This is a genomic window from Mesorhizobium sp. M1338 (assembly GCF_040318045.1).
Classification (GTDB): Bacteria; Pseudomonadota; Alphaproteobacteria; order Rhizobiales; family Rhizobiaceae; genus Mesorhizobium.
The window spans coordinates 44,908-64,566 of the sequence record NZ_JAMYLL010000030.1; the positions used below are offsets into that span (position 1 = coordinate 44,908).

Annotated in this window: 16 protein-coding genes; 8 read left to right on the top strand and 8 right to left on the bottom strand. The window is 63.7% G+C overall.

Features of this window, described 5'->3' with window-relative positions; all coding sequences use genetic code 11:
- Positions 1–44: 44 nt before the first annotated feature.
- The 5 genes from NKH19_RS22775 to NKH19_RS22795 are packed head-to-tail and all read left to right on the top strand — an operon-like array spanning position 45 to position 5,272.
- Positions 45–1,601, top strand: coding sequence for a sugar ABC transporter ATP-binding protein (locus tag NKH19_RS22775; protein WP_352871373.1), 1,557 nt, complete (start codon positions 45–47; stop codon positions 1,599–1,601).
- Positions 1,598–2,575, top strand: a complete 978-nt coding sequence (locus NKH19_RS22780; RefSeq protein ID WP_352871374.1) for an ABC transporter permease — start codon at positions 1,598–1,600, stop codon at positions 2,573–2,575. The genes NKH19_RS22775 and NKH19_RS22780 overlap by 4 nt, the downstream gene beginning before the upstream one ends.
- On the top strand, positions 2,572–3,567 hold the full coding sequence (locus NKH19_RS22785; RefSeq protein WP_352871375.1) for an ABC transporter permease: 996 nt from the start codon (positions 2,572–2,574) through the stop codon (positions 3,565–3,567). Before NKH19_RS22780 ends, NKH19_RS22785 begins: the two co-directional genes overlap by 4 nt.
- On the top strand, positions 3,567–3,884 hold the full coding sequence (gene rhaM / locus NKH19_RS22790; RefSeq protein ID WP_352871376.1) for an L-rhamnose mutarotase: 318 nt from the start codon (positions 3,567–3,569) through the stop codon (positions 3,882–3,884). Before NKH19_RS22785 ends, rhaM begins: the two co-directional genes overlap by 1 nt.
- The gene (locus NKH19_RS22795; RefSeq protein WP_352871379.1) at positions 3,881–5,272 is read left to right on the top strand and encodes an FGGY-family carbohydrate kinase; all 1,392 of its coding nucleotides are present in this window, start codon (positions 3,881–3,883) and stop codon (positions 5,270–5,272) included. Before rhaM ends, NKH19_RS22795 begins: the two co-directional genes overlap by 4 nt.
- A 70-nt stretch (positions 5,273–5,342) precedes the next feature.
- Here NKH19_RS22795 and NKH19_RS22800 read toward each other — a convergent pair whose 3' ends face one another.
- The 3 genes from NKH19_RS22800 to galE all read right to left on the bottom strand — a co-directional run bounded on the left by NKH19_RS22800 (position 5,343) and on the right by galE (position 9,522).
- Positions 5,343–7,169 carry an alanine racemase gene (locus NKH19_RS22800; protein WP_352871380.1) on the bottom strand — a complete coding sequence of 609 codons (1,827 nt, stop codon included), beginning with the start codon at positions 7,167–7,169 and terminating at the stop codon, positions 5,343–5,345.
- A 1-nt stretch (position 7,170) separates the two neighbouring features.
- A complete protein-coding gene (locus NKH19_RS22805) occupies positions 7,171–8,421 on the bottom strand; it encodes a D-amino acid dehydrogenase (RefSeq protein WP_352871381.1) in 1,251 nt (416 codons plus the stop codon).
- Between the two features lie 105 nt (positions 8,422–8,526).
- Complete coding sequence (gene galE, locus NKH19_RS22810) at positions 8,527–9,522, bottom strand: UDP-glucose 4-epimerase GalE (protein WP_352871383.1); 996 nt, start codon at positions 9,520–9,522, stop codon at positions 8,527–8,529.
- 267 nt (positions 9,523–9,789) lie between these two features.
- Here galE and hemA point away from each other — a divergent pair, with 267 nt between their 5' ends.
- Positions 9,790–11,067 (top strand): 5-aminolevulinate synthase, encoded by a 1,278-nt coding sequence (hemA, locus tag NKH19_RS22815; protein ID WP_352871385.1) that lies wholly within the window; start codon positions 9,790–9,792, stop codon positions 11,065–11,067.
- Positions 11,068–11,213: 146 nt separating this feature from the next.
- Here hemA and NKH19_RS22820 read toward each other — a convergent pair whose 3' ends face one another.
- Both NKH19_RS22820 and mscL read right to left on the bottom strand, forming a co-directional pair.
- Positions 11,214–12,380 (bottom strand): pyridoxal phosphate-dependent aminotransferase, encoded by a 1,167-nt coding sequence (locus NKH19_RS22820; RefSeq protein WP_352871386.1) that lies wholly within the window; start codon positions 12,378–12,380, stop codon positions 11,214–11,216.
- Positions 12,381–12,491: 111 nt separating this feature from the next.
- Positions 12,492–12,914, bottom strand: a complete 423-nt coding sequence (mscL, locus tag NKH19_RS22825) for a large conductance mechanosensitive channel protein MscL (RefSeq protein ID WP_352871404.1) — start codon at positions 12,912–12,914, stop codon at positions 12,492–12,494.
- Positions 12,915–13,248: 334 nt separating this feature from the next.
- Between mscL and NKH19_RS22830 the strand changes: the two genes are divergently transcribed.
- The gene (locus NKH19_RS22830) at positions 13,249–16,758 is read left to right on the top strand and encodes a PAS domain-containing hybrid sensor histidine kinase/response regulator (protein ID WP_352871388.1); all 3,510 of its coding nucleotides are present in this window, start codon (positions 13,249–13,251) and stop codon (positions 16,756–16,758) included.
- A 32-nt stretch (positions 16,759–16,790) separates the two neighbouring features.
- On the opposite strand, the gene NKH19_RS22835 is transcribed toward NKH19_RS22830, so the two are convergent.
- Positions 16,791–17,426, bottom strand: a complete 636-nt coding sequence (locus NKH19_RS22835) for a TetR/AcrR family transcriptional regulator (protein ID WP_352871405.1) — start codon at positions 17,424–17,426, stop codon at positions 16,791–16,793.
- Between the two features lie 93 nt (positions 17,427–17,519).
- Here NKH19_RS22835 and NKH19_RS22840 point away from each other — a divergent pair, with 93 nt between their 5' ends.
- The gene (locus NKH19_RS22840; protein WP_352871389.1) at positions 17,520–18,176 is read left to right on the top strand and encodes an O-methyltransferase; all 657 of its coding nucleotides are present in this window, start codon (positions 17,520–17,522) and stop codon (positions 18,174–18,176) included.
- 215 nt (positions 18,177–18,391) lie between these two features.
- Here the strand turns inward: NKH19_RS22840 and NKH19_RS22845 are convergent, their stop codons facing one another.
- On the bottom strand, positions 18,392–19,051 hold the full coding sequence (locus NKH19_RS22845) for a response regulator transcription factor (protein WP_352871390.1): 660 nt from the start codon (positions 19,049–19,051) through the stop codon (positions 18,392–18,394).
- Positions 19,052–19,178: 127 nt separating this feature from the next.
- Entirely contained in the window at positions 19,179–19,607 is a 429-nt protein-coding gene (locus NKH19_RS22850; protein WP_352871392.1) for a hypothetical protein, read from the bottom strand.
- Positions 19,608–19,659: the final 52 nt, after the last annotated feature.

Below are 19,659 nucleotides of genomic sequence, written 5' to 3' on the forward strand. Positions count from 1 at the left end.
AGACGGGGTGGGGTGGCGACATCTCCATGTGCCAGGACCTTGATATGCTAGTAGACTCCCACCCCGCTCACGTTGTTCGCGACCCTCCCCACAAGGGGGAGGGTAAGGCGGCTCCACTCCTGACGCTGTCCGGCATCTCCAAGAGCTTTCCCGGCGTGCGCGCGCTGCACAATGTCAGCGTGTCGCTCTATCCGGGCCAGGTGACCGCGCTGATCGGTGAGAACGGCGCCGGCAAGTCGACCCTGGTCAAGATCATGACCGGCATCTACCAGCCCGACACCGGCACGATCAGCATCGACGGCCAAGCCGTCACCCTGCCCAGCGCGCACGCAGCTTTCGGACACGGCGTCACCGCCATCCACCAGGAAACCGTGCTGTTCGACGATTTGACGGTTGCCGAGAACATCTTTCTTGGCCACGCCCCGCGCACGCGTTTCGGCACCATCGACTGGCGCACGATGCGCAAAAACGCGCGCGAAGTGCTCGACACCATGCACGCGAGTCATATCCACGCCGACGCCCGGCTGAAGGACCTCGGCATCGCCAACAAGCATTTGGTCGCCGTGGCGCGGGCCATGTCGATTGACGCTCAGATCGTCATCATGGATGAGCCGACCGCCGCCCTTTCGATGAAGGAGATCGAGGAGCTTTTCCTGCTGATCGAATTCCTCAAAAGCGAAGGCAAGGCGATTCTGTTCATCAGCCACAAGTTCGACGAAATCTATCGCATCGCCGACCGCTACACGGTGTTCCGCGATGGCGAGATGGTCGGCGAAGGCCTGATCAAGGATGCCGGCCAAAGCCAGATCGTGCGCCTGATGGTCGGCCGCGCCGTCGACCATATCTTTCCGCAGCGCAAGGCTGAGATCGGCGCGCCGGTGCTTTCCGTTTCCGGCCTGTCGCATCCGACCGAGTTCAACGACATCGGTTTCGAACTGCACAAGGGCGAAATCCTCGGTTTCTACGGCCTTGTCGGCGCCGGGCGCAGCGAGGTGATGCAGGCGATATCGGGCATAACCCGCACATCAGCCGGCACGATCATGCTGGAAGGCAAGGTGATCGCGCCGAAATCGGCGGCGGATTCGATCGATGCGGGCATCGTCTATGTGCCGGAAGAGCGCGGCAAGCAGGGCGTGGTGATCGGCCTGCCGATCTTCCAGAACGTCTCGCTGCCTTCGCTCAAGCGTACCTCCAGATCCGGCCTGCTGCGGCTGTCGGAAGAATTCGCGCTCGCCCGCTCCTATACCGAGCGGCTCGACCTGCGCGCCTCCTCGCTCAGCCAGGATGTCGGCACGCTGTCGGGCGGCAATCAGCAGAAGATCGTCATCGCCAAATGGCTGGCGACGGCGCCCAAGGTGATCATCCTGGACGAGCCGACCAAGGGCATCGACATCGGCTCCAAGGCCGCCGTGCACGGCTTCATGGCCGAGCTGGTGGCGCAGGGCCTGTCGGTGATCATGGTGTCGTCGGAACTGCCGGAAATCCTCGGCATGTCCGACCGTGTCATCGTCATGCGCGAGGGTCTCGTCGCGGCGGTCTACGACAACAAGGGGCTGGACGCCGAGACGCTGGTCAGGACGGCAGCAGGGATCGCGGCATGAAAGCCTTTCTTAAATACCGTGAAATCTGGCTGTTCGCGGCCATCGTCGTGCTGATCGGGCTGATCTCGACGCGCTTCCCGGCCTTTGCCGACCCCGTCAATTTGCGCCAGGTGTTCAACGATACCTCGATCCTGATGATCCTGGCGCTGGGCCAGATGGTTGTCATCCTGACCCGGTCGATCGATCTGTCGATGGCGTCCAACCTCTGCTTCACCGGCATGGTGGTGGCGATGCTGAACGCCGCGCATCCGGCAATCCCGATCCCGCTGCTGATTGGCATCGCCCTGGTCGTCGGCTTGGTGCTCGGCGCCATCAACGGCCTGTTGGTCTGGCGGCTGAACATCCCTTCGATCGTGGTGACATTGGGCACGCTGACCATCTATCGCGGCGCCACCTTCGTCCTGTCAGGCGGCGCCTGGGTCAATGCCGACAAGATGAGTCCGGACTTCATCGGCTTCCAGCGGGCGGCGTTCCTCGGCATTCCGGTGCTGTCCTGCATCGCCATCCTGGTCATCGTGCTGTTCTTCGTCCTGATGACGCGCACCGCGCTCGGCCGCTCGATCTATGCCATCGGCGTCAACCCGACGGCTTCGGTCTATGCCGGCATCGATGTCGGCAGGACGAAATTCATCGTCTTCTGCATCTCCGGCATGATCGGCGGACTTTCCGGCTATCTCTGGATCTCCCGCTATGTGATCGCCTCGGTCGAGGTCGCCAACGGCTATGAGCTCAACATCATCGCCGCCTGCGTCATCGGCGGCATCTCGATCGCCGGCGGCATCGGTTCGGTGGGCGGCGCGGTGCTCGGTGCGCTGTTCCTCGGCATCATCTCCAACGCACTGCCGGTCATCAACATCTCGCCCTTCTGGCAGATGGCGATCTCGGGCAGCGCCATCATTCTGGCTGTCGTGCTTAACGCGCGCGGCGAACGCCGGCAGGGCCGCATCATCCTGCGGAAAGTAGAGGCGGCATGACCGAAATCCCGGCCCCGCGCCACATTCCCGACCGACTCGACAAGCCGTTTCGTTCGGCGATCTTTTCCTGGGAAGCGCTGCTGGTCGTGGTGGCGGTCGCCATCTTCGCCATCAACAGCTTAGCCTCGCCGTATTTCCTCGACCCGTATTCGCTGTCCGATCTCACCTTCAACTTCACCGAGAAGGGTCTGATCGCCTTCGCCATGGCGCTGCTGATCATTTCGGGTGAGATCGACCTGTCGGTGGCCGCCATCATTGCGCTGGCCTCGACCATGATGGGCATGGCGGTGCAGGCCGGCGCCGGCACGCCGGTGCTGGTGCTGATCGGCATCGTCGTCGGGCTCGGCTGCGGCGCCTTCAACGGGCTGCTGGTGACGAGGCTCGGGCTGCCCTCGATCGTCGTCACTATCGGCACGATGAGCCTGTTTCGCGGCATCGCCTTCATCATCCTCGGCGACCAGGCCTACAAGGGTTATCCCGAAAGCTTCGCGTTTTTCGGCCAGGGCTATATCTGGTGGGTGGTGTCGTTCGAGCTAGTGCTCTTCCTGATCGCGGCCGTCGTTTACTGGTTCTTGCTGCACCGCACGAGTTTCGGCCGCCGTGTCTTTGCCATCGGCTACAGCCCGGTGGCGTCGCAGTTCTCTGGCGTGCGCGTCGGCCGCACCAAGTTCATCCTGTTCTGCCTGACCGGGCTGATGTCGGGCATCGCCTCGGTGCTGATCACCTCGCGGCTCGGTTCGACGCGGCCCTCGATCGCACAGGGCTATGAACTCGAAGTCATCACCATGGTGGTGCTCGGCGGCGTCAGCATCCTCGGCGGCGCCGGCAGCATTCTGGGCGTCGTGCTCGCAGCCTTCATCATGGGGCTGGTGACCTTCGGCCTTGGCCTGCTCAACGTGCCCGGCATCGTCATGTCGATCTTCATCGGCCTGCTGCTGATCATCGTCATCGCTCTGCCGATCGTCTGGCGGCGGCTGCTCGGAGGACGCTGATGCCGCAGAAATACGCGTTCAAGATGAAGCTGAAGCCCGGCCTGAAGGCCGAGTACAAGAAGCGCCACGACGAGATCTGGCCGTCGCTGGTATCACTGCTGAAGCAGGCCGGCGTCTCCGATTATTCCATCCATCTCGACGAGGAGACGAGCATTCTGTTCGGCGTGCTGTGGCGGCGAGACGACCACGGCATGGACGACCTGCCGAAGCATCCGGTGATGCAGCGTTGGTGGACCCACATGGCCGACATCATGGAAACCAGGCCGGACAACGAACCGGTGGCCGTGCCGTTGGAAACCGTGTTCCATATGGCATGAGTGCGATGCGCCATATTGCCGTCATCGACATCGGCAAGACCAACGCCAAGGTCGCGTTCGTCGACCTCGTGACGTTGAGCGAGGTGGCGTTGCGCCGCATGGCCAATGCGCCGGTGCGGCAGGCGCCCTATCCGCATCATGATGTCGAAGCGCTGTGGACGTTCATCCTCGACAGCCTTGCCGGCCTCAACCGCGAACAGCGCATCGACGCCATTTCGATCACGACCCATGGCGCGACGGGCGCACTGGTCGACGCCGCGGGCGATCTGGTGCTGGCGGTGCTCGACTATGAATTCGATGGCCCCGACAGGCTGGCCGTGGATTATGATGCGATTAGGCCGCCCTTCGCCGAGACCGGCACGCCGCGCTTGCCGCTCGGCCTCAATCTCGGCGCGCAATTCTTCTGGCAACAGAAAAGCTTCCCGGCGGAATTCGCCAAGGCCGCCGCGATGCTGATGTACCCGCAATACTGGGCCTTGCGCCTGACCGGCGTCGCCGCCAATGAGGTGACCTCGCTCGGCTGCCACACTGATCTGTGGAACCCATGGACGGCGGATTTTTCATCATTGGTCGACAGGCTGGACTGGCGCTGGCTGATGGTGCCGGTGCGGCCAGCCAGTGATCGCCTCGGCCCGATCCTGCCCGCGCTTGCCGTGCGAACCGGCCTTGACCCGCAAACGCCGGTCTTCTGCGGCCTGCACGATTCCAACGCCTCGTTGCTGCCGCATCTTCTCTCCGACAAACCGCCTTTCTCCGTCGTCTCGACCGGCACCTGGGTGGTGTCGATGGCGGTTGGCGGCAAACAGATTGCGCTGGATGCGGCACGCGACACGCTGGTCAATGTCAACGCACTCGGCAGTCCCGTCCCCTCGGCACGCTTCATGGGTGGCCGCGAGTTTTCCATGCTGACGAAGGACCAGCCGGAGCAGTGGAGCGAAGATGATGTCGGCGCCGTGCTGATGCAGAAGGTGCTGCTGCTGCCATCGACCCAGCAAGGGTCGGGGCCGTTCCCGCATCAGACCGCGACATGGCTCAACGCCGACGGGATGAAAAGTGGCCAGCGCTTTGCCGCCATCTCATTCTATCTGGCGCTGATGACGGCGACCTGCCTCGACCTGATCGGTGCCGACGGCCCGACTACTGTCGAAGGCCCCTTTGCCCGCAACCGGCTCTTTGTCGGCATGCTAGCAGCCAGCACGGGACGCGCCGTCGTTGCGTCCGAGGCCGCCACCGGCACCAGCATCGGCGCTGCCTTGCTGGCAACGGATCAACTGACGGCGCAGGGCAAAGGCGAAAGAATGGAGCCGCCGGCCGACCCGGCCTGGGCCGACTACGCCAACGCCTGGCGCGCGGCGGTCGAAGCGCAGGGCCAGGGTCTATCTGATTGAGCATGATCTCGGACAAACGGTTTCCGTTTGTCCGAGGAAACCGAAACCCACTTTTCGGGATCATGCTCAGCTACAAAATCCGCTTGCCGAAGGCCGACATGACGAAGTTGACGACATCGGTGCCGATCCGGGGCTTCAGAGCCGCGGTCAGGCCGGAAACATCCATCGACAGCAGTCCGCCGGAGAGCGCGATCGCCTCCATCGCCTGATGCGTCTCGCGCACGGTGAGCCCGCCGGAGCCCGCCGCCCAGCCTGCGAATTCGGTAGCGGTAGGCGAGTAACTGACATGGAAGCCTTGCGTGCCGGAGGTGGCGACGCGGATCGCCTCATGCATCAGGTCGCGCATGCCCATGGCGTCGATGTCGGTCATGGTGAAGGCGGAGACGCGCGAATCCTTCAGCACCCGTGCCTCGGCCGGATCGGCGTGGCGCAAGCCGACGATGACGACATTCTCCGGCGACAGCTGCGGCTGCAGCGCGCCCGCCTTGTGGTCGAGGCCGAGGGTACGCGCCAGCACCGAGCCTTCCGGCAGGTCGATGCCATCCTCGTCCTCGGGCATCAGGGCGGCGATGGAATCGATCCAGATCAGGCCGAAGGAATGCGTCGCGCGCGCCGTTGCGGTCAGCGCCTTGTGCGCGATGCGACGGTCGGCGCCGGCGGCAAGCCGAATCAGCCCCGATGGCGGCCGCTCGACATCGGCCAACTCGATGACGTCGAAATTCATCGCTTCCAGCCGCGCGCCGGTGCCTTCCCGGGCGAGGATGCCGGCAGCCCCTTGCTCGGCCGTGATCTGCACCATCTTGCGACCGGAAAAGTCCTCGACGTCGTGCATCGGGGCCTTCTCGACATATTCCGAGGTCATCGCCAGCAGCATGGCGCCATAGCTCATGCGGAAGGCGACACGGTCGCCGACGGCCGGCGGCGGATCGGCATCGGCGACATCCAGCAGCAGATGGTCGCTGGAGGCACCGAGCACCCGTATCCCCTTGGCGATCGGTGTCAGGCCTTCCACCAGCACGTCCTCGCGGCCGATATTGGCAATGGCGCGCAGCCTGTCGCCCTGGTCGGGGAAGACCGGCTGGTTGCCGAAGGCGTCGTAGCCGGATTGGCCGATCGGCCGTGACGGCTTGAGCTTGACCTCGATGATGTCGCTGGTCAGCCGGCAGGCATCGGGTTCCAGCTCGGCCCAAGGCGTGTCGCGGAAGGTTTCGACGCCGCCTTGCAGGATCGCCTCGCCGACCCGCAGATTGTTGATGCCGGCCGGCAGTCTGCCTTCGAGCAGCAGCGGCAGCGACGACGAGGCGCCGCCGGAGATCACGTCGAGGCTCTTGCCGGACAGGCGCTCGGTCTTGTAGGCATGGGCGACGAGCTGGCCGAGATTATCCGGCGTCGGCATGATGGCGCCGAAGCAGCCGAGATTCGTACCGATGCCGGCGATGCGCACCCCTTTGAACCGCAGGATCTGCTCGACCGTCGGGATCAGGTCGTTCGGCCAGATGCCTTCGCGGAGATCGCCGAGGTCGATCATCAGCATGATGTCGTGGATCCGGCCCATGCGCTCGGCGATGCGCGAAATCTCGCGAATGGTGCTCAATTCCGACTGCAGGCTGATGTCGACGGTGCGCACCACCTCCTCGACACGCGCCATGGGCGGGCTGCGCAACAGCATGATCGGCGCGTTGATGCCGCTGTCGCGCAGCCGGCGGATGTTTTCGAAGCGGGATTCTGCGATGCCGGCGACACCGCCGCGCAGCATGGCGCGCGCCACTTGCGGCATGCCGCAAGTGCCCTTGGTGACGCCGAAGACCTTGATGCCCGAGAGCGCGCAGCGCTCGACGATCGTGCGCGCATTGCGCTCGATGCGGCCAAGGTCGATGGCGACTTGCGGTCCCGACATCCTAGCCTCCGTAGACCAGCCCTTGCGGGTCGATCTCCGGCTTGCGGCCGGCGACGAGATCCGCAAGGAACTTTCCCGAGCCGCAGGCCATGGTCCAGCCGACGTGGCCGTGGCCGGTGTCGAGATAGAGATTCTCATAGCGTGCCTTGCCGATGACCGGCACCGAGTTCGGCATCATCGGCCGCAGGCCTGCCCAGAGCTCCGCCTTCTTCTCGTCGAAGGCGCCGGGGAACAGATCCTTGCCGGTCCTGAACATGGCGGCGAAATCGCTTGGCTTGTGCGAGCGGTCGAAACCGGTAAATTCGGCGGTCGAAGCCAGTCGCAGCCGGTTGCCCAGCCTGGAATAGGCGATCAACTGATCCTCGTCGGCGCCGCCCATGGTCGGACCCTTGCTCTCGTCCTCCAGCGAAATGGTCGCGGTATAGCCCTTCACCGGATAGACAGGCAGGTCGATGCCGTAGCGGCGGCCGAGCAGGCCGCTTTCCGGTCCCATCGAGATGACCACGGCATCGCCGGCGACCGGTCCGGCCGAAGTCATCACCGCGCGCACCCGGTCGCCCTCGATGTCTAGACCCTCGACCGTGGTGCCGCAGAGAAATTTCACGCCGAGCTTTTCGGCTGAATAGGCGGCGAGTTTTTCCACGAACTGCCGGGAATCGCCGGTCTGGTCTATCGGCGAATAGACGCCGCCGGCGATCTTTTCCTTCACGCCGGCAAGACCCGGTTCAAGCTCGACCAGCCGCTCGCGGCCGACGATCTCGATCGGCAGGCCATGCTCGGCCAGATAGCGATAATTGTCGGTGCCGGTGTCGAGACTGTGCTGCGAGCGGAAGAAATAGAGGATGCCCTTCTTGCGCTCGTCATAGTGAATGCCGGTATCGGCGGAGATGGCGTTGATGCAGTCGCGCGAATAGAGCGCCAGGCGCAACTTGACCCGGCTGTTGGCGCGCAGGCGCTCTTTCGTGCACTGGCGCAGGAAGCGCAGGCTCCAGGCGAGGAAATAGGGATCGAAGCGCAGCCTGACCTTGATGCCGAGATCATGGTTGTAGAGCGCGCGCAGGAATGTCTTCAGGGCCGCCGGCGAGGCCCAGGCGGTGGCGTCCCCCGGCGACACCAGACCGGCGTTCGACTGGCTGGTGCCGCGAGCCGGCGCCGGATGGCGCTCGATCACGGTGACCTCGTGCCCGTCGCTGGCCAGATAGAAGGCGGCCGCCGTACCGACGACACCGGCCCCGAGCACCGTTATTTTCATGCCATCCCCCAAAAGCTCCTCGCGGCGCAGCGCCTCCATGCCGTGCCGCGAATGCCTTCAATAGCGCTTCACCGCCCGCCTTGCGAGCCCTTGGGAGAACCCGGCTCAGCCCCGAGCGGAGTTCTTGCCGGTCAGGATGCGCTCCCAGGCGAGCGCGTCGGCAACGATCTGGTCGAGATCGTCGCGTTGCGGGGTCCAGCCGAGTTCCGCGCGGGCGAGATCCGAATTGGCAACCACCGCCGCGGCGTCGCCGGGACGACGATCGCCCATCTTCACCTCGAAATCATGGCCAAAGGCGCGCCGCACGCTGTCGATGACCTCCAGCACCGAGTAGCCATGGCTGTAGCCGCAATTGGCGACGAGGCTTTGTCCCCCGGCGCGCAGCCGCTGCAGGGCCAGACGATGCGCCGCCGCCAGGTCGCTGACATGGATATAGTCGCGCATGCAGGTGCCGTCCGGCGTCGGATAATCGGTGCCGAACACCTGCATGAACGGCCGCTTGCCGAGCGCCGTCTCGCAGGCGACCTTGATCAGATGGGTGGCGCCCGGCGTCGACTGCCCGGTGCGGCCCTTCGGGTCGGCGCCGGCGACGTTGAAGTAGCGCAGCGCGGTATAGCGCAGGCCGTGCGCGATCGCCGCATCGCGCAGCATCCATTCGCTCATCAGCTTGGACAGGCCATAGGGCGATTCCGGGGCCAGACGGGCGTCCTCGCGCACTGGCTCCAGTCCGGCGCCGCCATAGACGGCCGCGGTCGAGGAAAAGATGAAATTGGGCACGCCCTCGCGCACCGCGGTTTCGATCAGCGTGCGCGTCTTGCTGGTGTTGTTCTCATAATAACTGAGCGGGTCGGCGACCGATTCCGGGACCACGATCGAGCCGGCGAAATGGATGATCGCGTCGACCTTGTTTTCCCGGATGATCGAGCCGACCAATTCCTTGTCGGCGACATCGCCAACCACCAGCTTCGCCTCCGGCGCCACCGCCCATTCGAAGCCGGTCGAAAGACGGTCGAGAACGACCACGCTCTCGCCGGCATCCAGCAGCTCCCAGACCATGTGACTGCCGATATAACCGGCGCCGCCTGTTACCAAAACTGTCATCCGCGACCTCGCATCTCAAGATTTATCGGAAACTGTCTCAACCCCCGCCTTACTGGAAAGCCTGCCGCCTGGCCATTACAACTCATGGTAACCGGCATCGCCGGTATGTGGCATCGTCCTGAAACAAAGTTGATCCACATCAAGGGAATAGGCCACGATCCGTGGTCGTTAGGAACAGGTCCGGGGCGTGGCATTTTGACCAAGAAGGCCCGGTGGACGACCAATAGGGCAATGATTATGATCCCGCGCAAAAATTGGGAAGCCGACATGAACTATCAGCGGTTCTTCGAGGAAGCGATCGACCAGCTCCACGCAGAGCGTCGCTATCGCGTCTTCGCCGACCTCGAGCGTATCGCGGGCAAGTTTCCGCGCGCCATCTGGCGTTCCAACGGCCGCGCCGAGGAAATCACCGTCTGGTGCTCCAATGACTATCTCGGCATGGGCCAGCATCCCGACGTCATCGCCGCGTTCCAGAATGCGGCCGGCAAGATGGGTTCGGGCGCCGGCGGCACCCGCAACATTTCCGGCACCAGCAACCCGCTGGTCGAGCTCGAACTGGAGCTCGCCGACCTGCACGACAAGGAAGCGGCACTCGTCTTCACCTCCGGCTTCGTTTCCAACGAAGCGTCGATCTCGACCATCGCGCGGCTTTTGCCCAATTGCCTGATCATCTCGGACGAACTTAATCACGCCTCGATGATCGAAGGCGTGCGGCGCTCGGGCGCCGAGAAGAAGATCTTCCGCCACAATGACGTCGCGCACCTGGAAAGCCTGCTGCAGGCGGCGGGCCGCGAACGCGCCAAGCTGATCGTCTTCGAAAGCGTCTATTCGATGGATGGCGACATCGCGCCGATCAAGCAGATCGTCGAACTCGCCGAACGCTACAACGCCATGACCTATATCGACGAAGTGCATGCCGTCGGCATGTACGGACCACGCGGCGGCGGCATCACCGAGCGCGAAGGCCTGACCGACCGCATCGACATCATCGAAGGCACGCTCGCCAAGGCATTCGGCACGCTCGGCGGCTACATCACCGGCACCAGTGCCGTGATCGACGCGGTGCGCTCCTATGCGCCGGGCTTCATCTTCACAACGGCGCTGCCGCCGGCGATCGCGGCTGCCGCGACCACGTCGATCCGCCATCTCAAGCGCTCGCAGGCCGAGCGCGACGCCCAGCAACAGCAGGCCGCGAGGACCAAGCAGATCCTCTCTGCCGCCGGCCTGCCAGTGATGGAATCGGCCACCCATATCGTGCCGGTCCTGGTTGGCGATCCGGAACTCTGCAAGATGGCCAGCGACCGCCTGCTCGGCGTTCACGGCCTTTACATTCAGCCGATCAACTACCCGACCGTGCCGCGCGGCACCGAGCGGCTGCGCATCACGCCGACGCCGTTCCACTCCGATGCACTGATCGCCGAGTTGCAGGACGCTCTGGTCGAGACCTGGGATGCGCTCGGCATTCCCTATGGCTCCGCCGGTCGGCCGTCCGTGGCCAAGAGCGACCGGATCATTCCCCTGCTGGTGCCCAAGTCGGGCGGCTGAAGCCGTTTGAAACTCTACTCCGGCGGCCATCTGACACAGTTTTCTGCGCTTCCGCCGCTCACGGACCCAAATGTCCGCTACGCTCCGGTTCTCGAAAACCGCGCCAGTTGACTCACCGGAGCGACTTTCAATCCGGCTTCAGGGCATCAAACAGTCTTCATCCAATTCGCCAGACGATGCGCCGCTTCCTCGATCTGGTCGAGGCGGCGGTGGAAACACAGCCTGAGGAAGGCTTCGCCGCCGGGGCCGAAGGCGGTGCCGGGAGCCAGGCCGACATTGGCCTTGTCGACAATGTCGAAGGCAGCAGTGCGTGAATCTGTGATGCCGTCGACCGTGAAGAACAGATAGAACGCGCCTTGCGGCACGGTGAACCGGGCGCGGCCCGTGTCGCCGAGAATACCGCAGACCAGGTCGCGCGCCTTGCGTGCCCGCTCCACTTGTTCGGCAATAAAGGCATCGCCTTCGTCAAGTGCGGCAACCGCGCCGCGCTGCATGAACTGCGCGACGCCGGAGTTGGAATACTGGATCAGGTTCTCGAACACTTGCTGCAAGGCGGGATGGGTCTTGATCCAGCCGACGCGCCAGCCGGTCATCGCCCAGTTCTTGGAAAAACTGTTGACGAACAGGATGCGGTCTTCCGCCGTGGCGATGTCGAGGAAGGACGGCGCACGGCCGTGGCTATAGTGGAACAGCGAATAGATCTCGTCGGCGATGATCCAGAGGTTCTTCGCGCGCGCCAGATCGAGGATCGCCTGCAAGGTCTCGTGATCGGCGGTCCAGCCGGTCGGGTTCGACGGCGTGTTGATGAACAGCGCCTTTGTGCGCGGCGTGATCGCCGCCGCGATCTTTTCAATGTCGCAGGACCAGCCATTGCCGGAATGGTCGAGCGTGACAGCCACCGGAACGGCCCCCGATATCGCCGCCGCGGCGTCGAAATTCGGCCAGGCCGGCGACAGATAGATGACCTCGTCGCCGGCACCGGCGAGCGCGTCGAGTGCCAGCTGGATGGCGTGCATGCCGGACCCGGTGACAATGAACTGCTCCTCGGGAAACGTCTTGCCGAAATGCCTGGCATAGTAGCGGGAAAGCGCCTGCCTGAGATCGGGGATGCCCCTCTGCCAAGTGTAGAACGTCTCGCCGCCGGCCAGCGCCTTTGACGCGGCATCGGCGATGAACGAAGGCGTCGGCAGGTCGCCCTCACCGGCCCAGAGCGGGATCATGCCCTCGCGCAGGCGGCCGTAATTGACGACGGCGACAATGCCGCTTTCGGGCGCGGCGCGGGCTTCGGCGCGAAGGCTGTCGATCAGGGTCATGGGCGGGTCCGTTCCGATCTCGGGCGTTGATCAGCGCTCCTTACCAGATGCGAAAACAGAAAACCCCGGCCGTGAACGACCGGGGTTTTGGTCCAGAAGAACCTGATCTGTCTATCTCTTGGCGAGCAGGTCGCGAATTTCGGTGAGCAGCGCGACATCGGCGGGCGGGGGAGCGGTCGGTGCGGCGGGCTTCTCGCGCTCAAGCCGCTTGCGCATGTTGTTCACCCCCTTGACCATCAGGAAGATGATGAAAGCAAGGATGATGAAGTTCAGCGCGACGGTTATGAAACTGCCATACGCGAAAACAGCACCTTGCTTTTTGGCGTCCACCAGCGAGGTGGCGTTGACGGCCGAGGAGAGCCCCAGGAAATAGTTGTTGAAGTCCTGGCCGCCGAAAATCGCGCCGACGATCGGCATGATGATGTCGTTTACGAGGGAATCGACGATCTTGCCAAAGGCCGCGCCGATGATGACGCCGACCGCAAGGTCCATCACATTGCCCTTGGAAATGAATTCCTGGAACTCTTTCAGCATTCGACCCTCCTTGTCATGACCGAGCTGCCGTTTCCCGTCCTCAGGCATCGACCTAAGAACAAACATAACAAAAACCTCCGGCTGCAACATCGGCAAAAAGCAGAAAGCAACCGGTTTCCCGTTACCCGACGGCCATCCGTTAAAGCGCGTCACGCCGTGCTTTGAGCCTTTTGTTTTTGTGCATGCCGTTGCCCAAAGCTGCTGCGATCTTTGGTCGACATGCATCGGAATCACAGCCTTCATGCACCCAAAGCCGTGATGGACTCGGAAGCCAAGCTGTGATTGCGTCTGGGCAAGCCGGGTTGAAATTCGGCAAAGGGAGGATATTGCCGGCGTGCAGGGCTTGTTCATCGTCATCATCGCGATCGCCTATGTGACGCTGCTGTTCGCCATCGCCAGCCTGGGCGACCGCCGCTCGGCCATTTCCGAGCCAAGCCGGGCCCGGCCCTTCATCTACGCGCTCAGCCTCGCCATCTACTGCACGTCCTGGACGTTCTTCGGCTCGGTAGGCCTCTCCTCCGAACGCGGCCTCGAATTCCTCGGCATCTATACCGGCCCGGTGCTGGTATTCGTGTTCGGCTTTCCTCTGCTCAACCGCATCGTGCGGCTGGCCAAGACCGAGAAGATCACCTCGATCGCCGACTTCCTCGGCGCCCGCTACGGCAAGAGCTTCACTGTCGCGGCGATCGCCACGCTCATCGCCACCATCGGCGCCGTGCCTTATATCGCGCTGCAGTTGAAGGCGATTTCCGGTTCGGTCAGCCTGATGGTCGAGCACTATACGGGATCGCCGCCCTCCTTCGATCCCTTCGTCAGCGACATCTCGCTGGTCGTCGCCATGCTGCTGGCGCTGTTTGCGGTGCTGTTCGGCACGCGCCACGCCGACGCAACCGAACACCAGGACGGGCTGGTGCTGGCGGTGGCGGCCGAAACCGTGGTCAAGCTTGCCGCCTTCCTGGCGATCGGCCTGATGGTTACCTTCCTGATCTTCGGCGGCCCAGGCGACATATTCGACAAGCTCGCCCAGAATGCGCAGGTTCGGCAGGCGATGAGCTACAACACCTCGCTGGCCACCTGGCTGGTCCTGACTTGCCTGAGCGGTTTTGCCATCATCATGCTGCCGCGGCAGTTCTACGTCACCATCGTCGAGAACCGTGGCGAGGCCGAACTGCGCACCGCGACATGGGTGTTTCCGCTCTACCTCGTGGCGATCAATCTGTTCGTGCTGCCGATCGCCTTCGCCGGCCTGTCGCTGGTCGGCACTGGAACCAGCAGCGACCTCTACGTGCTGTCGTTGCCTCTGTTCACCGGCCATGACGTGCTGGCGATGGCAGCCTTCATCGGCGGGCTGTCGGCGGCGACCGCCATGGTGATCGTCGAAAGCGTGGCGCTGTCGATCATGATTTCCAACGACCTCGTCATTCCGCTGTTCGTACGCCGCCTGCTCAAGACATCGACTTCCGAGAACGAAGACTGGTCGACGCTCATCCTCAACGTGCGGCGCGGGGCGATCTTCATCCTGCTGTTCATCGCCTTCCTCTACTATCGCGAGAGCACCAACAGCGTGCGCCTGTCGTCGATCGGCCTGATGTCGTTCGCCGCCATCGCCCAGTTCGCACCCGCCCTGATCGGCGGACTGATCTGGCGCGGCGCCAATGGCCGGGGTGCAGCGCTGGGCATGGTCGCCGGCATCCTCGTCTGGGGCTACACACTGCTGTTTCCATCGCTTGCCGCGCCCGATACCGGCATCATCGTGCACGGGCTGTTCGGCTTCGAGGCCTTGCGGCCGCAGGCGCTGTTCGGCACCGTCGCCGAACCGCTGAACCATGGCGTATTGTGGAGCCTGTCGATCAACGCGGTGTTCTTCGTGCTGGGTTCCCTCTCGCGCGCGTCGGTGCCGCTGGAGCGCATCCAGGCGTCGATCTTCGTGCCGCGCGATGCCAGCCCGATGCCCAGCCTGCGCCGCTTTCGCACCGCCATCACCGTCAACGACCTCAAGGATACGATCGGGCGCTATCTCGGCGTCGAGCGCACCGAGCGCTCCTTCCAGTCGTTCGAAAAGACCAACGGCACCTCGCTGCACGGCAACGAGCAGGCGAGTATGGACATCATCCGCTTTTCCGAGCAACTGCTGGCCAGCGCCGTCGGCTCCTCCTCGGCACGGCTGATCCTGTCGCTGCTGTTTCGGCGCCACGACCGCGAATCCAGGGATGCCTTCCGCTTGCTCGACGACGCCACCGAGGCGCTGCAGCACAACCGCGACCTGCTGCAGATCGCGCTCGACCAGATGGAACAAGGCATCACCGTCTTCGACCGCGACTTCCGCCTGATCTGCTGGAACCGCCAGTACCGGGCGCTGTTCGACCTGCCCGACGAGATGGGCCAGGTCGGCGTCTCGCTCGACCGCATCCTGCGCCATCTTGCCGAGCGCGGCGACATTCCGGCAGAGCAGCGCGTGGCAATGCTCAACCGGCTGACCAGTTTCGTCAGCCCGTGGCAGATGGAGTTGAAGACCAGCGGCCGCATCCTGGAGCTGCGCTCCAACCCGATGCCGGACGGCGGCATCGTCGCCACCTATGCCGACATTTCCGGACGGGTCGAACAGGATCTGGCGCTGAAACGCGCCAATGAATCGCTGGAGCAGCGCGTCAAGACCCGCACCATCGAGCTGACTAGGGTCAACGAGGAGTTGACCCGGGTCAACGAGGAACTGGCGCAGGCGCAGATGCTGGCCGAGGAGGCCAATCTGGGCAAGACGCGCTTCCTCGCCGCCGCCGGCCACGACATCCTGCAACCGCTGAACGCTGCCCGGCTTTATTGTTCGTCGCTGATCGAGAAAGCCGGCAAGGGGCCTGCCGGCAAGGCAGCGGTCAACATCGAATCTTCACTGGAATCGGTCGAGACCATTCTCGGTGCCGTGCTCGACATCTCCCGCCTCGATGCCGGTGCGATGAAGCCGGACGATAGCGCCTTCAACCTCGACGGGCTGCTGCGCCAGATCGGCAATGACTTCCGGCCGCTCGCCGCCGAAAAGAAGCTTGAGTTGACGATCATGCCGTCATCACTGACCGTGACGACGGACCGTAATTTGTTGCGCCGGCTGATCCAGAACCTCGTCTCCAACGCCATCAAATATACGCGCCACGGCCGTGTGCTGGTCGGCGTCAGGCGGCGCGGCGAGCTGGCCGAGATCCAGGTGATCGACACCGGCATCGGCATCGCCGGCGACAAGCTGAACACCGTCTTTCGCGAGTTCACCCGGCTCGACGAAGGCGCGCGCGAGGCCGAAGGCCTCGGTCTCGGCCTCTCCATCGTCGACCGCATCGCCCGGGTGCTGCGCCTGGAGATCCGGATCTTCTCCAATCCGGGCAAGGGCACGCGCTTTTCCGTCATCCTGCCCGTGGCGGCCGTGCAGGAGACGCGGCGCGAAATCGAAACCAGGGCTCCTGCCCGCGCGACCGCTTCGCTGGCCGGGCTGCACGTGCTGTGCATCGACAACGACGCTCGCATCCTCGAAGGCATGAGGCTCCTGCTCGAAGGCTGGGGCTGCAACGTCGACACGGTGTCGGGCTCAAAGGATCTGGAGAGCGCCGCAATGCACCGGCCGGACATCGTCCTTGCCGACTACCATCTCGACGGCGAAACCGGTCTCGATATCATCGCCAGGCTGCGCGCGATCCATGGCGATAACCTGCCGGCCGTGCTGGTCACCGCCGACCGCTCCAACGAGGTGCGCACGGCTGCGGGCGGGCTAGAGATTCCGATGATCAACAAGCCGCTCAAACCGGCGGTGCTGCGCACGATGATGGCCAGGGTCAGACCGCTGGCATCGGCGGCGGAATAATGTCAAAGGGCGGCCGGCCAGAGCCGGCGGTCTCAGCCCCGATAACCGAGGCTTTCGAGGTAGGCGCAGAACATGTCGGCCATGCCATCGGCGTAGCTTTCGATCTCGCCTGGCGTTCGAGGACTTCCCGAAAAATCCTTTCCCACCGCGCTGAGTGTCGTGATGATCAGGTCTCCCGCCAAGGCGCGGACGGCTTCCCCAGCCTCGGGCAATACCTCCCGCAGGAAGGTCTCGACGATGCGCGCTCCCGAGGCTCTCGCCTCGTGCGCTTCGGGCGCGTCGCGGTAAAGGGGTGCGGCGTCGTTGAGCGCCACGCGCACCGCAGCCTCTTCGCACTCCGAGCGGATGAAGGCGTGAACCAGCGCACGCAGTCGTTCGAGCGGTGGCTGCTGGTCGTTTTCGAGTATGGTGCGCAACAGGCCACCCGTCTGCCGCCATTCGTCGCTCTGGAGCCTGAACAGAAGCGCGGCCTTGTTCGGGAAATACTGGTAGAGCGAGCCGACACTCACCCCGGCTTTTTCGGCGACGCGCGTGGTGGTGAAACGCCGCACGCCTTCGCTCGCCAAAACCTGAACAGCAGCCTCCAAAATCGCGGCGACGAGCTCCGTGGCGCGAGTCTGTTTTGGCTGTTTTCGGGAGGAAATTGAAAGGCTTACGCGTCCTGCCATGTTGCGTCCCAGCAATGCGAATTGGAAACCTGAGGGAATATTCGTATTTTCAGCACGACACAAGACGCAGTCATTTTTCGAACGGAGACTTTCATGACAACGCTCACCAACGCCCCGCTTGCACCCCTGCTGGCTCGCCTGTTCAAGGAGGCCGGTGCGGCGACCAGCCCCGCGCTCACCGCACTCTCGCGCGAACAGCGGGCGCGTCTCACGCGCAGCAAGACCGACTATGTCGATCTCTATGGACGGCTGAAGGATCTCTGGCTCGCGATCTCGCCGGAGACCGGCACGCTGCTCTACATGCTGGCACGCGGCAGCGGCGCGCGTGTCATCATCGAGTTCGGAACTTCGTTCGGCATCTCGACGCTCTATCTTGCCGCGGCGCTGCGGGACAATGGCGGCGGCAGCCTGATCACGACCGAGTTCGAGCCGTCCAAAGTCATGCGGGCCAAGGCCAACCTGACTGAGGGCGGTCTCATCGACCTGGTGGAGATCCGAGAGGGAGACGCGCTGCAGACGCTGAGCGCGGACCTGCCGGATACGATCGACCTGCTGCTGCTCGACGGCGCCAAGGCGATCTATCCGGAGATCCTGAGCCTCGTCGAGAGCCGCCTGAGGCCGGGTGCATTGGTCATCGCCGACAACGCCGATTTCTGCCCCGAATATCTGGAACGCGTGCGCTCGCCGGCGTCGGGTTACATGTCCACGCCCTTCGGCGAGGATGTCGAACTATCCGTGCGGCTCGGCTGAACGGTCCCACCGCCGCATAGGATTCAACCACGCGGCATTCCGCTGGTGGCGATCACGTCTCGGCCTTGGCGCCGCCATCAGCCGGGTGCGGCAGCCTGCAAGCGGATCCGGAAGGATCGGAGTGCGAGTGCGGAGCAGCCGACACCGAGCATCCGCCCGCAGCCTGATCGCCAAATCCGCTAGCTGAACAAGGTAAGCGCGGGGGATTGCGGCGATCAGCCCGCCGGCTGCAGCGGGTCGCTGCCGATCTTGGACAGAAGGATCACCGCCTGGGTGCGGCTGTCGACGCCGAGCTTCTGCAGGATGGCGGAGACATGCGCCTTGATGGTCGCCTCGGAGACGCCGAGTTCATAGGCGATCTGCTTGTTGAGCAGGCCCTCGGCCAGCATGCCGAGCACGCGGGTCTGTTGCGGCGTCAACGCCTGCAGGCGCTTGATCAGGTCGGATATTTCGGGATCGCGCTCGACGCCGAGATCGACGCCGACGGGTGCTGCAATGTCGCCGGCAAGCACCGTCTGCACGGCGCTGCGGATCTCCTCCATGCTGGCCGATTTGGAGATGAAGCCGGAAGCGCCGAGATCGAGCGCCCGCCTGATGGTCGCCGGATCGTCGTGCGCAGACACCACGACCAGTGGCACCGCCGGATGGATTCCACGCAGCGAGATGAGGCCGGAGAGGCCGCTGGCGCCCGGCATCGACAGGTCGAGCAGCACCAGATCGACATCCTCGTTGGCCACGACCAGCGCCTTGGCGCTCTCGAAATCGCCGGCCTCGTGGATGGCGGCGACATTGCCTATGCCGGCGAGTGCTTCGCGCAGCGCACCGCGAAACAGCGGGTGATCGTCGGCAATGACGAAAGAATAGCCTGACGACAAATGTCCCTCCCCGAATCCCCCAATGGTTTTTTAGCTTTTTTTTGGGACCAGTTGGACGATTATGAGGGGCTGCGCGCTGTTTTCAAGCGGCAAAGCCAGCGCGCCGCGTTTTCCCTTGTTAGAGCGCTCAGGTCTTCTGCGAGTTGAGCTGGGCGCCGTTGTCCTTGTCCATATCCTTGACGATGCCCATGAAGCCGCGCAGGAAGCGCTCCATGTAGCTCATCGTCTTGTTGAAATCCTCCTCGCTCGGCAATTTCGATTCGAGGCGGGCGGAGAGCGAATTCTCGAGTTTGGTGACGCGCTCGTCCATCGCCTTCATCGAGGCTTGCAAGCGGTCGACCTCGTCCTGGAAAGCGGCGCGTTCGTCGGCCGCCATCTTGCAGACGAGCTGGCCGGAGCGCTCCTCGCAAATCGACATGGCGCCGGTCTGCGTATCCATGCGCACATAGCCGTTATCGGACTTTTCCAGCCGGTAGCGGTCGGTTTCTTCCGAATATGCTGAAGCCGCGACCAACGAAACGAGCGCGGCGGGGATCAAGATGTGATGCAGACGCATGTTGTCCTCCATGGCCAAGGCCTGAAATATCGCATGTTTGCGCCGGAAATGG